This is a genomic window from Paenibacillus sp. FSL F4-0243 (assembly GCF_037963295.1).
Classification (GTDB): domain Bacteria; phylum Bacillota; class Bacilli; order Paenibacillales; family Paenibacillaceae; genus Paenibacillus_AQ.
Map to the genome: position 1 here is coordinate 4,180,568 of NZ_CP150151.1, position 16,116 is coordinate 4,196,683.

Annotated in this window: 19 protein-coding genes and 1 pseudogene; 2 read left to right on the top strand and 18 right to left on the bottom strand. The window is 40.0% G+C overall.

The genetic code is table 11. The annotated features are described in order from the left end of the window. Positions 1-152: 152 nt before the first annotated feature. From NSS87_RS18490 to NSS87_RS18540, 11 genes are all read right to left on the bottom strand, one after another. Positions 153-602 carry a hypothetical protein gene (locus NSS87_RS18490; RefSeq protein ID WP_042189215.1) on the bottom strand — a complete coding sequence of 150 codons (450 nt, stop codon included), beginning with the start codon at positions 600-602 and terminating at the stop codon, positions 153-155. A 104-nt stretch (positions 603-706) separates the two neighbouring features. Beyond that, complete coding sequence (locus tag NSS87_RS18495) at positions 707-1,177, bottom strand: peptide-methionine (S)-S-oxide reductase (protein ID WP_042189217.1); 471 nt, start codon at positions 1,175-1,177, stop codon at positions 707-709. A 257-nt stretch (positions 1,178-1,434) separates the two neighbouring features. Then, a complete protein-coding gene (gene fabZ, locus NSS87_RS18500) occupies positions 1,435-1,863 on the bottom strand; it encodes a 3-hydroxyacyl-ACP dehydratase FabZ (RefSeq protein ID WP_042189219.1) in 429 nt (142 codons plus the stop codon). Between the two features lie 121 nt (positions 1,864-1,984). Continuing rightward, positions 1,985-3,055 carry a CHAP domain-containing protein gene (locus NSS87_RS18505; RefSeq protein WP_339241953.1) on the bottom strand — a complete coding sequence of 357 codons (1,071 nt, stop codon included), beginning with the start codon at positions 3,053-3,055 and terminating at the stop codon, positions 1,985-1,987. A 177-nt stretch (positions 3,056-3,232) separates the two neighbouring features. Then, on the bottom strand, positions 3,233-3,649 hold the full coding sequence (locus tag NSS87_RS18510) for a hypothetical protein (RefSeq protein WP_339241955.1): 417 nt from the start codon (positions 3,647-3,649) through the stop codon (positions 3,233-3,235). A 756-nt stretch (positions 3,650-4,405) separates the two neighbouring features. Continuing rightward, positions 4,406-5,023 (bottom strand): hypothetical protein, encoded by a 618-nt coding sequence (locus tag NSS87_RS18515; protein WP_076301148.1) that lies wholly within the window; start codon positions 5,021-5,023, stop codon positions 4,406-4,408. Between the two features lie 173 nt (positions 5,024-5,196). Then, positions 5,197-5,937, bottom strand: a complete 741-nt coding sequence (locus NSS87_RS18520) for a class I SAM-dependent methyltransferase (protein ID WP_339241957.1) — start codon at positions 5,935-5,937, stop codon at positions 5,197-5,199. A 592-nt stretch (positions 5,938-6,529) separates the two neighbouring features. After that, entirely contained in the window at positions 6,530-7,396 is an 867-nt protein-coding gene (locus tag NSS87_RS18525; protein ID WP_339241959.1) for an SDR family oxidoreductase, read from the bottom strand. 2 nt (positions 7,397-7,398) lie between these two features. After that, on the bottom strand, positions 7,399-7,902 hold the full coding sequence (locus NSS87_RS18530) for a hypothetical protein (RefSeq protein WP_339241961.1): 504 nt from the start codon (positions 7,900-7,902) through the stop codon (positions 7,399-7,401). Between the two features lie 108 nt (positions 7,903-8,010). After that, positions 8,011-8,577 (bottom strand): MarR family transcriptional regulator, encoded by a 567-nt coding sequence (locus NSS87_RS18535; RefSeq protein WP_042189233.1) that lies wholly within the window; start codon positions 8,575-8,577, stop codon positions 8,011-8,013. 57 nt (positions 8,578-8,634) lie between these two features. After that, on the bottom strand, positions 8,635-8,982 hold the full coding sequence (locus NSS87_RS18540; protein ID WP_042189236.1) for a glyoxalase/bleomycin resistance/dioxygenase family protein: 348 nt from the start codon (positions 8,980-8,982) through the stop codon (positions 8,635-8,637). Between the two features lie 311 nt (positions 8,983-9,293). On the opposite strand from NSS87_RS18540, the gene NSS87_RS18545 reads away from it, so the two are divergent. Beyond that, positions 9,294-10,106: a class I SAM-dependent methyltransferase gene (locus NSS87_RS18545; protein WP_042189238.1), complete on the top strand. Its 813-nt coding sequence runs from the start codon at positions 9,294-9,296 to the stop codon at positions 10,104-10,106. A gap of 157 nt (positions 10,107-10,263) precedes the next feature. On the opposite strand, the gene NSS87_RS18550 is transcribed toward NSS87_RS18545, so the two are convergent. From NSS87_RS18550 to NSS87_RS18565, 4 genes are all read right to left on the bottom strand, one after another. Next, a complete protein-coding gene (locus tag NSS87_RS18550) occupies positions 10,264-10,518 on the bottom strand; it encodes a cold shock domain-containing protein (RefSeq protein WP_052404335.1) in 255 nt (84 codons plus the stop codon). 68 nt (positions 10,519-10,586) lie between these two features. After that, positions 10,587-10,835 (bottom strand): hypothetical protein, encoded by a 249-nt coding sequence (locus NSS87_RS18555; protein ID WP_076287095.1) that lies wholly within the window; start codon positions 10,833-10,835, stop codon positions 10,587-10,589. A gap of 248 nt (positions 10,836-11,083) precedes the next feature. Then, complete coding sequence (locus NSS87_RS18560; RefSeq protein ID WP_042189242.1) at positions 11,084-11,458, bottom strand: hypothetical protein; 375 nt, start codon at positions 11,456-11,458, stop codon at positions 11,084-11,086. Between the two features lie 256 nt (positions 11,459-11,714). Next, the gene (locus tag NSS87_RS18565; protein ID WP_042189244.1) at positions 11,715-12,482 is read right to left on the bottom strand and encodes a nucleotidyltransferase domain-containing protein; all 768 of its coding nucleotides are present in this window, start codon (positions 12,480-12,482) and stop codon (positions 11,715-11,717) included. Positions 12,483-12,765: 283 nt separating this feature from the next. Between NSS87_RS18565 and NSS87_RS18570 the strand changes: the two are divergent. Further along, positions 12,766-13,152: pseudogene (locus NSS87_RS18570) on the top strand (transposase); the annotation flags it as partial. 33 nt (positions 13,153-13,185) lie between these two features. On the opposite strand, the gene NSS87_RS18575 reads toward NSS87_RS18570, so the two are convergent. The 3 genes from NSS87_RS18575 to NSS87_RS18585 all read right to left on the bottom strand — a co-directional run bounded on the left by NSS87_RS18575 (position 13,186) and on the right by NSS87_RS18585 (position 16,025). Further along, entirely contained in the window at positions 13,186-14,061 is an 876-nt protein-coding gene (locus tag NSS87_RS18575) for an aldose 1-epimerase family protein (protein WP_339241966.1), read from the bottom strand. 375 nt (positions 14,062-14,436) lie between these two features. Then, complete coding sequence (locus NSS87_RS18580) at positions 14,437-15,315, bottom strand: PhzF family phenazine biosynthesis protein (protein ID WP_042189253.1); 879 nt, start codon at positions 15,313-15,315, stop codon at positions 14,437-14,439. Positions 15,316-15,575: 260 nt separating this feature from the next. After that, on the bottom strand, positions 15,576-16,025 hold the full coding sequence (locus NSS87_RS18585) for a hypothetical protein (RefSeq protein WP_339241968.1): 450 nt from the start codon (positions 16,023-16,025) through the stop codon (positions 15,576-15,578). Positions 16,026-16,116: the final 91 nt, after the last annotated feature.

Sequence of the window (16,116 nt, forward strand, 5' to 3'; positions counted from 1 at the left end):
TATTCGTGAAATTATTGAGCTATCCCGCCCGTTAGCGTAATGATGATCTGTCATCTATGGTACGGTTCTACTTAATGGGGCGGCGAATTAATTTCATAAAGCACCCTCACTGCTTATAATATTCTAGCAAATGATCTTGCTTGTGCAGAGTGTTAATGCCCACGGATGTCAAGATCACTTAATGGATAGTTACTACTGCCCCAAGTATAAACAATATAATAGTTAATTAGTTTTTCATCTGCTTTCAATGCTTTGAATTTCAAGTTACCATTAAGAAAATCAATGTTATTACTCACTTGCTTTTCAACGATGTAACGCCACTCATTCTCGTGATACTTTGAATAAAAATGATTTAATTCTTCTAAAGTTAGTTCCGATTTGATTAAAATAGCGCCAAAAAATTGCATTCCATTACCATTCCCAATTAATTTTCCAGCTGATGATAAATCATCTATCAATTCAGTTTTGTCTGGCAAAGATACTTCTACTAGATCTTTTTTTATGGAATATGCAATATAATTGTTAATAAATGGAGTGGATACGACTAGTAAAACAAGAGCACCTACTGCAATTATTAAAATGATTATGAATGTTTTCTTCAAGTTAACACCACTCTCAAAAAATATAAATATCCTACCGAACCACACAGGTTCAATACACTTAGAAACCCCTTTTTATTAATTTAGACGCAGTTTAATATTCTCCCTTACTTATACCTGCTTAATATTTCTTCTGGAATATGACAATAATCATTTGGACATTTAGCTAATCTATCTTGATGTTCTTCTGCACTTCTCACATAGTTTATGAGAGGTAATACTTCAACAACTATAAGGTCATAATCATTTCTCTCACTAAGAAACGCCTTCGCCTCTTTTAAGTGTTCAGGCTTTTCACTATATACCCCTGTTCTGTATTTCTCGCCAACGTCCTGTCCTTGTTTATTCAAACTGTATGGATCAATGATTTCAAATAAATACCCCATTAATTCACTGATCGTTACAACTGTCGGATCAAATCCTGTTTTTACAGATTCGGCGTACCCATCATAATCACCCTCAAGTGTATGACTTGTTCCATTAGCTCTTCCTGCTTCTGTAAACTTAACTCCAGGTAAAGTTTTTATAAAAGCTTGTACTCCCCATAAACATCCACCTGCAAAATATACTACTTCCATATTGACTCTCCTCTTCGTTTAAAAACCAAAAAAATTCATTCCAACTAAATAGGAAGAAAAAACTGTAGTTACTAAGTCTACTACACATTAAAATAATGACAAATTTTCTTATTCCACATTATGTACCGATTGTTGAACACAAATTAAACAACACTGTTCAACTAACCTGCCCGTTAGCTTAATGAAAAGAGCAGGATACCGAAGCACCTGCTCATCAATGTGTATTGTTCAATTGTCGTTTCCCGTTACATTAAAACCTAAATCGAACTGAATGCAAACATAATTTCAGATTCGCATACCAATTCATTATTTACCGTGGCGACTCCCTTTCCTTTGACGATTTGTCCCTTGATTCGAATTACATCAAATACAAGATGGAGTTGGTCTCCTGGTTTTACTTGTCGTTTGAAACGACAATTATCAATACCAGTCAGTAAGCCTATTTTATGATTGTTGCTTTCAACGTTAGACATAGCGACTCCACCGACCTGTGCCAGTGCTTCTACAATTAAGACTCCAGGCATTACGGGATAGTCAGGGAAATGACCGAGAAAATAAGGTTCATTAATGGTTACATTTTTAATCCCAACAGCTCTCTTCCCCTCATTAATCTCCAATATTCTATCGACCAAGAGAAATGGATTCCGATGAGGAATAATCTCTTTAATTCTTTCAATATCAATCATGGATTTGCCTCCCTAATCGGTTTATTACCATTTTATCGCCTTTGGGTTAAACTGGCCCGAAAAAAACTCAACATAACTCTTATTAAACTATCCTATCCGTTAGCGTAATAACTGCTCGAAATCAATAACCAAAGGGTATATACTCTCCATTGAAATGATAACGGTAGCCGTTATCTATTCGGACATATCCGAGTATACAATGATCTCTACCCCTGAATGAGACACTAGAGTAGTTTTTATTGTCTTTATTACCTTCAGCAATCAAAATTCCATTGTCTTCACAAGCTAAAACAATTCCGATATGATCGTGAGAATTATCGGAGAGAAGCTTATCGAAAATAACAATATCACCACGTGCCGGATTAAATTCTTCTTGTTTAGCGTCATAGAAAAATCTAGTTTCGGGCAGCTGAGCCCATTCCAACCACGCACCAACCCCAGCTAGACGATACATTCGGTTAGGATATCGAATTGGAAGAAGTATTCCAACCTGCATACAGCAGTAGTATACAAATGCAGCACACCAGTTACCTTCTAGTACTTTATAGATATCAGAGTCCGGCCAATACTTGCAAATTTCCCGATAACGTTCATCTTCCGGTACCCCGATTATGTTTTTCTCTGCGAGCTTTTCCGCAAAATCAGCCAGCATAAGTCGTCTGTCTTTAGTTTCTCTATTTAATGCCTCCACATCTACGTTAAATTCTGTATTTACATTTTCCTCCGGAATCCCTAATTCAATAAATACATTTTGTAGTCTATGTATATCCGTCTTAAGCAAATGATTTCCTGTATTTTGAAAGTACCTCTGCAATAAAATAGCGTCTTTAATAACTTCCTCATCTGGTCCATGAACCCGATTTCTATCTTCTTGATAAAAGATTGATCTAAGAATTACTGAGATCTCTTCGTCGGTAAAGATTTGAGTGCTACGTATTATAGGTCTTACCGCGTCTGCGCTATTGTGACCAGGAAAGGTATTTATTCCAGTTTTATAGAAATAAAAATCGTGTAGCATCCCCGCGATCGCAGCTATTTCCGAATCTTGTCCTCTTCTCATAGCGAGTATCGAAGCGAAGGTAGACACTCCTGAAAGATAAGCCCAAGCTTCCTGATTCTTGAAGCTGCTCTGCATTTCACAAACAAGGGATCGAACAATTTCAAGACGCTTAGATTTCTTCTCACATATCATAATTCATTCCCCAATCCCCGAACTAACGCAGGCTTATGTCCGTACCCTCTCTGTATTCATAAAACTAACGTTTCCCATTAGTTCAAGTAAGTTTTTTAAAATGTTTGTATAGATCCATGTGAGTCTTGCTGTACTAGTTAATCCGTATCCGTGCAATCCAGTACAGACTTGTGACATCTATGACTCCGTTACCAACTCCTTTACTTTAGATGCAAAGGTCTCCCAGCTTGTATCATATCCTACATTAAACGTCCACCCGTTAGATCGAAGCTTCTCACCTAAATAGATGTAATCGGCGCGTTGCTTATCATTTAGGTTTACATCTAAAATCTCGTCACCAACCTTGAACTCGTTCATGTAATCGTACATTTTCATAAGGATATCTTCCTTATCCTTATCTCTTTCCACTCCACTGTGTAAGATAATTGAATCGATGGCATCATCTAGTTTCTGTGTAACAAGAGTTTCATTATTCCAATTATGATCTTGTTGATACTGTATAGTTGCTTCAAGTTGAGCTAAATCTCGGTGAATGTTAGCATTCAATAATTCATATTTCAATTCTTGATTTCTGCTATCCTTTTTCTGATTCATAAAAAAGACAACATTACCGTTAGCTCAACGAGTCATTTGAGGATATATCTCGCTAGGTGGTCTGCTCAATCGAGTGTCCGGTTTATAATATTTTGTTACCCAATGGTTTAATGACTTTGCTTTGAAACCAAGACTCTTATACAATTTTATTGCAGGATTGCCTTTCACAACCCCGAGTGTCACGTTTTTCCCACCTCTTCGCACAATTTCATTTACAAGAAATGAAATAAAAGCTCTTCCGTATCCTCGTGATTGAAGATCTAGATGAACGGACATATGACTCAGTTCAACCCCGTCAATAATTCCGACTGCTGCTATTTCACTATCAATAAGCATCACGAATCTATTGCTTCTATCTTCGGCGAATCTCATCCGCTCCGTTTCGTTAGGAGGATAATAGTAAGACGGAAGAATCCCCACGCGTTCATGCATTTCGTAAAAAGCTATTTCTCAAATGTTATGACATATTACATAATCATCATCTTCGTATTGCCTTACAGTAATATTAGTTTCAGGAAGAAGTACACCTTCACGCTCCATGATAAAGGATGAGTAACTTATGTAATACCCATGCGCATTTTGTTACTCTGTTGAAATTTTCAGTTGTTCCATCTGCATTCACCTAATACGTACTTTATAATAATCAGACCATAATTTCACAAAAATAGATTTCTCTATACTACCCGATTAGTTGAACAAATAAAACGGCTGCCGAAGCAACCGCTATTCCACTATCGTTCTCCGTTAGCTTAGTTTCTAAAATACAAATTCTGTCTCGTTGTTTTCCTTATCAAGATATATAACCCTACAGGAATCTTTCCAACTATCCCAATTTAATACGCTATCAACATCCACACGGAATAATTCATTATATGGTACATTCATAGGATTAGAAAAATCATAAAAAACAAGTTCATAGGGGCATGCCCAATAGCATCCATCAATCACTATTAGTTTTTTTTGTTGAAAATATATTATTTCCCCCCAGCAAAATCCATGCCCTTTATAAGCCTCTTCGGGAACATAATGATTGGTTTCTTTATTTGATAAATTAACAATTGAATACCCCTGATAATCTAACCCACACAACAGATATTCTGTGCCATTTACCTCCAACCAACTGAATAAGAATGGGTCATAATTTCTATATATTATGTCGATGATTTTATGCTCACTATCCGTAACAATCCCTTTTGTGTAATTATGTCTGATAAAACCTTCAACATGGTTATAGTGATGGATTTCAAGTTTGAACTTTCCTGAAGTTGAATGAATAATTTCAGTTTTCTCAGAGATGTAAAATTCATCTTGAAAATAGTACATCATCTCAGCTCTTTCACTGAGAAACTGTGAGTCCTCAACAATATTCCTCAAATTCTATCACCTCGCTTTAGTATTACAAATTGTACCATATTTTCAGACAGGCTTTTACGCTATCTTGCCGTCTAGTTGAATAAAGGCGGACTTTAAGGGGGAATCTGCTTAGGATCACCAAAAATCCCCTCGACCTGAGGGGATTTTTCCTATTGCAATGCATTACGTCTCTCCTAACATTTCCTACAAACGCTAATGATAGATGAAGATGACGGAGAGAACGGCGTTTTATCCCAGTTAGCATATTGATGTTCGACGCGAAAGCCGTGACGGGTTAATAAAGATTGCAGTGTAGCCTGATCTGTAAACCGACAAGCAATTCGGGAAGTCGTTCGTTTATCCCCCCAATCACGCATCGTGACCCAATGCATGATATGTTGGCTAGCATCGTAATATTGTGTACCTGATACCTTGACGTTTTGCCCATCCTTATCAATAAAGGACCCCCATTCTGTCTCCTCTTGATCGGATAAATCCGTTCCCTTCGGATTACGGGTCTCGAATGCAAAGATTCCATGGGGTTGTAAATGTTTGTGAACGGTAGTAAGCAAATCGTTTTGATCTTGATCACTTAAGAATGCCTGAAATGCATTGCCAGTCAAATAGATCATCGAAAATCGCTTGTCCGATTCGAAGGTACGGGCATCGCCTTCCATAAAAGTAACAGTCAACCCTTCCGCCTTCAGCCGCGCATATGCGAGCATCGCCGAAGAGATATCTACACCAGTCATCGTTATGCCGGCTTTCGACAGGGGTATCGTTGTTAAGCCTGTACCACAAGCAAGTTCTAACACTTCGCCAGGACTCGATCTTGCAAGCTCAAGATAGAACTGATATTTGTCCATTTCACCGTCAAATTCAAGATCATAATTTACCGGATCCAGATATTCTTCAAGATTGCTATGTTCAATCAATGCCATGCCCCCTCTTTCATTTCAATGTTACATTGGAGAAAAAATAATTTTCATTAGGAAAAACTGTACTTATATAGACTCAGAAAGGATAATCAAAATAAAACCCTCTCGATAACCCTCGTACTTAATAGTATTATTTTACTATTTATTCGATAAACCGTTTGGTAATTCATAGTTATAATCAATTTTTATCGAACCTTACATAACTACTTTTTAAGTCGATAATCACTACTTTATCCTGACCGCGATAGAATAATTAGAGGCCGACCCAACAAAATGGTCATCTTTTTTTCATATTCGGTATAGCATCTTTCTTTATTCGATACAGGTGATCGAGTAAACGATATCTCGTTCCCATCTTCAAGCCGAAACTGGTTCGCAGACACCGTGTCGGAACAATAACCGGGCCAGATGACGCAAAATTATTTCGACTGCGGTACCATTCCGTTAACCTGCTGTTAGCTTAAATGAAAAAGAAGAGCTACCCTATAGGAAGCTCCTCCACTAACGTTCTCAGTAAGCTCGATGACTTATCTAAATCGGAATAAAATTCTGCTATCGACACAAATATCAGAATAGGTGGACTCCACCTCTAACGGAAATTTTCTACACACTCATGTAGAAAGGCGTCTAGTGTGCGTGGCTCTCTGCCGAGCAAGCGCTTCACAGTGTCATTTGGACTTTCTGGCACCATCCTAGACATGGTTTGAATTTCCACAACGTGGTTCGCGAGCCAAGGAGGCAGATTCCCGTGCTCGATAAGATTACGGAGTAGTACTTGGGGTTCCAAGTTGATGTAACTTATCGGCCGATTAAGCAGGGCAGATAGTCGACTCGCGATCTGGGGATAACTGAAAATCTCCGAACCAGTAAGCGTATATATATGGCCTGATACCTTGTGGTTGGTCAGAACTTCTGCGGCAACGTCTGCAATATCGCGACAGTCTATAAAGTTACACGGTGAAACGCCCATGGAGCCGAAGAAAACATTTTGGGTTGTGATCGTTGGTGCAAAGCGCCTTAAATTTTGCATGAACGCATAGGGGCGCAATACGGTGTGGGTGAGACCCGATTCTCTCAGCGTGTTCTCAATTTCTTGATGCCAGCCCGCCACTGCCACTGGAGAGCTCTGCTCAAAGGCTGGACTGGATATTTTTACGATGTGTTTGATTCCAGATTCGGCGGCAATCTGAATGATAGAGGTTTCCAATTCGATTTGTCTTGGACTGTTGGACATGGCAAGGAAGAGCTGGCTAGCACCTGTAAACGCGCGGCGCATCGATGTGGGGTCAGAAGCATCGACAAAAGCGACCTCGATAATTGATCGGCCTTTTTCTCCGATTTGATCACGCAACTTCTCTGGCTCTCTGCTCAGCGCCCTGACAGGTATGCCAAGATCAACCAAGCGTTCCAAAAGCGCACTTCCAATCGTACCTGTTGCTCCCATAATAACTATCATTTTTATCTTCTCCTTTTAGATGAAAAATTAGTTGTGACGGCAAGTCGCCACCGCCATGTCACTATCGTGCTCGCTATGAATCCAGACAACGGGAAATCGATCCAGACACGATTTACCCAGGCCAAGTGATTACTCGGAATCATAATTTCTACTACAACAGATGTCACCCATGCAGCGTATAGTCCAAATGAGGACCCGGTCATTGCGAATACCCCTACCACAACCAAGTGAGGTGCACCGATGACCCATCGCAAATGGCCCACTCGGCTGTGCAACAAAAGCCCAATCATCAAGGCCATCAAGGCCGATGCACCGCCAATTGTGGTCAATGCCGCTATTTGAAGCCCCCTATCTGCAGTAACCAATCCCCCGATACCTGCCATAATGGCAGGAGCAGCATAGGCCATTACAACTTCACGCCATAGTACAAAAGTCTTTTTCTTGGAACCAACAGCCTTGATGCCGTAAACATCATCTGTCTGATTCGAGTATTTCATCTGGTTCATTTACTTGCTCCTTTCTTCTTTGAAGTAGTTCAACGATTGCATTCAGCAAGATATAATTAGGCACCTAACTATATAAGAATAAAAATAGGCTAGCTTCACTAGCCCATTCTACTCATTACTGATATTTCCCTTTGGTTTCGAGCCTAATTCGCCCGTAAGTGCTGAGATGCCTTGTGTAACTCGACCTAGCAAGTCGAGAAATACGCTGCGTTCTTCGATGTTGAGCAAGCCCACCATTGCTTCCAGCCGAGCGAAATGCTCAGGAGCCATTTCACGGAGCTTCTTCGCTCCTTCTTCCGTTAAAACGACTGATTTCTGACGTCCATCGTCTGAGCTTGATCGCCGAGATACTAGCCCATCTCGTTCAAGAATGTCGATAAGACCAGTCACTGTAGCACGTGTAACGCCTAGATGCTCCGCCAATTGCGAAGGCAATTCTTCTCCTTCGTTATCTTCAAGATCTGCCAATAAACGATAACGCCCTGTTGATAAACCGAATCTAGAGAAATGAATCTCTGAGGCGTGTCCAAGCATGGCTCCCGCTGCCATTAGCCTAGACGCGACGAGTATAGCCTGTGCGTCTATGTCTAGGTTATAGCGATCAATCTGACGCTTGGATTGTACAAGCGAGGGAATAGCCTCAATGTCATTTATTTTTTTATTATTGTTGTTCATATATGTAGTATGGTCCCTAACTACTTTTGTGTCAACTCATTTTTATTGCACAACTCTTTATTTCTCCCAAAGCTCGATCAGTCGACCTTCAGGATCCTCAATCCAAACAAACTTTCCAAATTCACTAATTTCTTCTTTCTTTGCAAGTGGTATACCAATATGCTCAAGATGCTTAATAGTCTCGTCTAGATTATGTACTTGGAAATTTAACATCACTTGTTGTTCTGTTGGAAAATAACTATCATCCTCGGTAAAGAAAGAAAAGATAGTCTCATTTCCTGATTGGGGCTTTATCACAGTCCCATTCCAATGATCTATTTCTATCTTCAAGGCCTCACTGTACCATTTTTTTATAACTTCAAGATTCTTAGTTCTCCAAAAGATTCCTCCGAAACCTTTGATCATCGTATTTATCTCCTGTCTGTCATCAATTTTTTAGCTATCCGTTCTCAATAGATATTCGAGATTTAAATTTAAGTTCCTTTTTCAACTATCTTGCCCATTAATTGAACAAATAAAAAACTACTGCCGTAGCAACCGCTATTCCACTATCGTGTCCCGTTAGCGCAATGAGTCTACTACATCAAGTGGATGCTGTATGGAAGATTTTAGGTAGATGTATTCATAGAATAATGGTACATTATTTTGGAATCAATAGCGCGCAAGTCAGGATATACATTTAGACTAATATTTTTATATTGGGGGATGGTACTGGCATGGACAAGAATTCTGTTTATAGAACAAATATTATAGGTGCTGGCGAGGTTGGTAGCGCTATCTCGGTCGATATGGACAAGAATGTTATTCATGAAACTAACAGCTTGTTTTGGGATACAAAAGGAAATGATATTTTAGGAGCAACCGCGCTTCCTTTATATGGAGCATTCGTCTCAGAAGAAAAATGCCAGCTTTTTGGCGATATTTCAGGAAAAAAGATGTTGGAGATAGGCTGTGGAAGCGGTCAATCATTGCAATATCTCGGGGAACGTAAAGCATCTGAACTATGGGGTATGGATATATCAGAAAACCAAATCGAAAAAACAAGAGAATACTTATCAGATCACGGACTTTCAGCAAAATTAATCTGTTCACCCATGGAAGAAAAATGTGGACTACCTGAGGATTATTTTGACTTTGTTTATTCGATTTATGCTATAGGCTGGACAACCGATCTTGAGGGTACTTTTAGCAGGATTGCTTCTTACCTAAAAAAAGACGGCGTATTTATTTTCAGTTGGTCTCACCCTATACACAAATGTGTTGCTGCAGAAGATGATATGCTTGTTTTTAAAAAATGTTACTTCGATGAATCTTGGTATTCGGTAACTCTTGACGAAAGTACGCTAACATTAGCTGACCGTAAACTATCAACCTATGTGAATGCGCTCTCAAAAGCGGGATTTGTTATTGAAGAAATGATTGAGCAATCTGATGATGAAATTATTCAATTGCGGGACGATAACGACGATTTTGCAAAAAAAGCAAAGATGCTTCCTGTAACTTTCGTAATCAAAGCAAGAAAACTGTAATTAGTAGTTGAAGATAAATGCCCGTTAATTGAATAAAGGCAGCCGATCATGTTGACTGATTGACTGCCTTATCGTGTTTATATTGAACTATCGTCTCCTGTTAGCTTAATTATGATTCCCGAAAGTCCATACATTCATCAAGTACGTCTCGATTTCTTCATTCCTCTAATATTTGCACATTCTTAGCTGTCCTACGCTGAGAATCAACTATATTCGGAAACTCGAATAGGTCGAATTCAACTTTTTGACCCTCTTTAAGGAACCGAAAGCCGTTCGGTAACCTAATAGGGTCTGGTAGTATTTCGCTGAAGTGTACAACAACATGGTAACCTTCCTGGCCGTCTAGCATTATCCGTCCGTAACCTTTATCTTCTTTGTACCATTTGACAACACCCCATCTTCTTTCCGCCACCTAAGCACCTCCTCTGTAACTTTATGGTACAACTCATTATGTGCTCACATCGCGTTGAATGAGTTATCTCATTTGATTTTTTTCGGAAACCCATATACAAAAAGTATCATACCGAGAAACGCAAGGATTGGCACAAAGATATTATCGAAGAAGCTTGTAATATGAGTTTCAGGTAGGGCATTGAACATATTTGCTTCGTACAACGCTGCAATTTCATGGCTGCGAGCTATCAAAGAGCCTACTCGTTCGATTGCATAGATTACTCCAGCGGAAATTAGAAAGGATGCACCTAGTTTTCTGTAAAAGTCGTTGCCCATGAAATATTTGTCTCCTCCTCTATTTTTTATTGAGTACTTCTTCCATCATCCCACTTTACCACATTGTTCCAATTTTTTGAGTATCAGAATATCATTACATAACCTAATGCTAATAATGTGACGCTATAGCGCCACAAATTGTAAGTATTCTGCCGGCTAATTGAACAATAAAAAACGGCTGCCGAAGCAGCCGCTATTCTACTGTCGTTCTTCGTGAGCTTAATGATTTACTTTGCTTCGGACGAATCCTATTGCTCTTTATTGTGAACTTCATGGATTATATTTGTTATGTCGTTAATTTTGCGGGAACAATATTTTAAAATAGGGTTAGCCCAATATTCGGGTCCAGTTTCATCATCACCAATTTTCACTAAATTCAATGTATACACACCCTCTGAACGCATAGCTGGATACCATCCTAAATCCAAAATCAAACCTGTCTTTTCATTTCTTAAATAGAATATATCCTCATGTAGCTCCCATACATAAGAAAATGAGTCGTCATGAAAGTCATCGGGATTAATTTCATAAAAATGATTCCATAAGACAGTCCAATCTGACGGAATATTTAATGGCACCAATTGTAGACTCATGTTAATAACACATCCCTTAACAATCTTCATATTCAAATCTCCGTGATTGTCCAAGTTATCCTGCCCGTTACTTCAATGAAAAAAGCAGGCTACCGTAGCGCCTGCTCATTAATGTGTATTATTCAACTAAAGTTCTCCGTTAGTTCAATAGTCTTATGTTTTAATTAGAGTCGCTGCTTATAGTTGTAAGGCTTGCCGAACACCTAATGCAGTGACGTCCCGACGGGCTTAGGGGGCTGGATGTGGTCACTCGCTTCTGAGAGTGACCCGGAGCGTCAATATGGTGTTAGCCGAAGGAAGTTCTGGAAGCAGCCATTGCATTTAAGGCGTTCTCAAAATAGCTATATACTTCATCTGCAATTCCCAGAAACTCTTCAACAAGTACATTACTATCCAAGTAACAAGCATACAGATAATCAACTAAAGCGGAGTCAATCTCACAATAGTTTAATATGGCATTCTTCATCTTAATAATGTCATCTTGCCATACACCTGTATCTTCTAAAACCAAAGAGTATAATGCACGAATTAATCTCTTAGAGTAACCTTTAATATATCTAGTTTTCATTGTGTTATCATTAGCATTAGAAAGTAAACTATGTATATGATCTACTTCCTCCTTGGTCTCTGTATTTAAGTCTAAAATGAACTCTGGAGAAATAATTATCGGTGGTACTTTTTCACCAACGTCATGACCATATATGCAAACACAAATTATCTTTACCCAAAAACCCCACTCATTTGGTTTACTTAATACATCGTCAATCGAGCAAATTATCGTATCAATCTTAGTTACTACTGGATATTCTTCCAAAAGCCTGTCTTTAATATTTGACAATCTTTCGTAATCAATATCTTTGGGATTTACACATACAATAGTAAAGTCTGCATCTGACTTAAAAGGTTTAGCAGTTCCTTTTGGAATCGAGCCACACATATAAATGCTATGAATCTTACCTTTAAATTCGGTAAGTATATTATCTATATACTTATCAACAAAATCCTTATATTCACTTTGTATTACAATTCTATTTATAACTTTTTCTAATATCATATAGACTCCTCCTAAACTAAGAACTTCTTTCGGCTAACGTCTTTTTTGCGAACTTCGTAAATTCATCATGACTTAAGTTATTCGCGAAATCATTCAACTATCCTGCCCGTTAGCTCAACAGCATCCACGATTTGACGCCTACTTCAATAAAAAAGAGAACAGGCCACCTGTGGCAGTCTGCTCCCTAATTATCTTGAATGCTCCTTACTTCGATATAAAGGAGTAATAAAACACCACTTCACTTCGACGGCCTTGATTTTAACGAGCGAAACTGATGAAACTAGCCGGTCATATGGCTATTTGGAAGGCTCGACAGGGCAAGAAAGGCATCGACAAAAACCAAGCAGACACCTATTATTTTAACGTTGAACAGTGCAAGCGTTGTCCGTTTAAAGAGGGTTGTTATAAAGAAGGATCGAAGAGCAAAACCTACTCTGTAACGATTAAATCTGAAGAACATTCGGAACAGATTGCGTTCCAGGAAACAGAGTACTTTAAAGAAAAATCTAAGGAACGCTACAAAATTGAAGCGAAGAATAGCGAACTTAAACATGGGCACGGGTATGATGTAGCTACATCCTCGGGTCTGATTGGTATGGAATTACAAGGTGCGATGAAGATATTCGCCGTGAACTTAAAGTTTTTTGCAATGGTATGGAGCCGAGCTTAACCAGTTGAGAACCCTGCAGATCCCTTCGGATCGTCAGTTGATTTCTATGGTCAGGGAGCTTGTGAAATTCGCCCCCGGCTCCAGGGTGATTATTCCCTCTTTAGCTTGAAGTTCACCTTCGAAGACGTCCAAATCCGCTACTCCTTGCCAAGGCTCGATGCATATGAAGGGAGCGTTCAAAGGCTGCCAGATTCCGAGGTCGGGAAAACCCTTATAGCTGACAACTACGCTTTTGGAGGAGTGCTTGCTTCTAAGCGAAATCTGCCGAGAGCTCACATTTCGGAAAATCAATGCGCCTTCGGCGAACATTTCATGGGATAAAGGCAGGATGGTCTCTTGTTTCAGAACGGGCTCCGATTTGCCGCTGATCAGCAGGCCGTCCGAATTCAAGAACAACCTTTCAAGGTTTTCCGATTCAGCGAACTCCAGATAGTAATCGTTCAGGCTACCGTTGTCATCAAGCGGACAATTGAACGCCGGGTGGGTTCCGAGCTGGAAGAAGATATCCTGTTCATCGCTATTTTCCACCCGGTAACTAAGTTCCAGTGTGCTTGCATTTAGTTTATATGTAATATATAGGTTGAATTTAAAAGGATAACTGGCCAGGGTTTTCTCATCATAAGAGAGGCGGTAAACCGCGTGGGTGTCGCTTTCTTGGACCAGCGTAAATTCGCTGCGTCTGGCGAATCCATGATTGCCGATCTTATAGGCTTTGCAGTCCACCTTAATCTCTCCATTCCGGGCCGTACCAATAATGGGAAACAGCACCGGAGAACGGCCTGTCCAATACGTGGCGTCACCGCTCCAGATGTATTCAGCTTCCGGATCCAGCTTTCTGAAGCTGATCAGTTCCGCCCCAAGGGTATTAATCTCAGCTTCCGCCGAGCTGCTGCGCAAAATTTTATTCATTGTTGTACTCCCTTTCATACTTATAGTCCAGATACACATATTATATCAAAGTTCTTGAGGGAGTTGAGAAAAAGACAGCCAATTCATCAGCTGCCGTTTCTTCGTGCTTATTGAGCTATCGTGTCCCGTTAGTTCAATGAAACTACGTGTCGTTCACGATCCTTCAACGCAAACGGTCTAGCATTGCGGGAGGGGCTTGTTCGATGGCCTCGAGGAACGCAAAATGATCAAAATCAAGGAAAACGACAGGTTGGATGAAGAACTGTTAATCCGTCTGCTTACGCAAGCATCCTCTGCTATCTAGCCTCGCAGTAGCAAAATAAGCCTATTTGCCCCCTATGGTACGGTGGCTGCAAACAGGCTTTTTGATTCCGCTTATATCATGATATGTCTTCGTTCAATGCCAGCCACTGCACCGCCGACCCGAACCTGATTGATTTCACCGCTCTCACTCAGGCGCAATCCTGCCTTGATTTCAGAAGGACAATCCATCGAATACCCTTGCCTGAACATGACATTCTCTACCTCCCGCAAAGATCGTTGGCCATGTTGGTACAAATAGCTGAGCAGGGCACCGTTGGATGTTCCTGTCGCGCTCTCCTCGGGAATATCGTACAGCGGCGCAAAATTCCGGCATTCCGCAGCAGCATCGTCTGGAGTATCCATCGTGAACAGATGATATCCAACCACACCATATTTTTCGCTGATGGCGGTTATGGCATCAAAATTTGGCTGAACCTCATTCAAGAGCTTCCTGCTGCGGATCGGGATCATAATGTCCCGCAGGCCCGTCGAAACAATCTGGATCGGCAACCCGGTTTCCAGACCCTCGGCATCCATCCCCAAAGATGGGGCGATTTCCTCACAGGATATCCTTTCAAGAAATTGAGGTAAAGCCTGTGACAAATAAACAAGACCCTCGGAGCTAATATCGACATCCAGAATCCCTGCCTTGGTTTCTATCGAATAGGAGGTCCCTTCCTTTGACAAACCCAGCGAATGCATTAGTCCAAATGCAGCAATCGTGGCGTGTCCGCACAGATCAACTTCGCTGGCGGGGGTGAAATAGCGGATTTTGTAATCCGCAAGCAGAGATTTTTCCATAAAGGCCGTCTCCGAAAGGCCCAATTCCTTCGCTATGAGCTGCATTTCGGCAGCATCCAGAGAAAGGCCATCCTCCAAGACAACGCCTGCTGGATTACCGCCACGCTCCCCTTTCGCAAACGCATTTAACGTATACACTTCCACATTCATGTTCCGCTCTTCCTCTCTTTATCTTCAAAAAACCGATGTGCGCAACCGCACGTCCACTCGCATTCAAGATCTTCCTTTTATCAATTTATTACTAGGTAAAGACGACAGGAGCGATTGAATTGTTGCGTTAATCTGCCCGTTAGCGTAATGATGATCTGTCATCTATGGTACGGTTCTACTTAATGGCGCGGCGAATTAATTTCATAAAGCACCCTCAATGCTTATAATATTCTAGCACGTAATCTTGCTTATGCAGAGTGTTAATGCCCACGGATGTCAAGATCACTTAATGGATAGTTACTACTGCCCCAAGTATAAACAATATAATAGTTAATTAGTTTTTCATCTGCTTTCAATGCTTTGAATTTCAAGTTACCATTAAGAAAATCAATGTTATTACTCACTTGTTTTTCAACGATGTAACTCCACTCATTCTCGCGATACTTTGAATAAAAATGATTTAATTCTTCTAAAGTTAGTTCCGATTTGATTAAAATAGCGCCAAAAAATTGCATTCCATTTCCATTCCCAATTAATTTTCCAGCTGATGATAAATCATCTATCAATTCAATTTTGTCTGGCAAAGATACTTTTACTAGATCTTTTTTTATGGAATATGCAATATAATTGTTAATAAATGGAGTGGATACGACTAGTAAAACAAGAGCAACTACTGCAATTATTAAAATGATTATGAATGTTTTCTTCAAGTTAACACCTCTCTCAAAAAATATAAATATCCTACCGAACCACACAGGTTCAATACACTTAGAAACCCCTTTTTATTACGCTATGACAGTA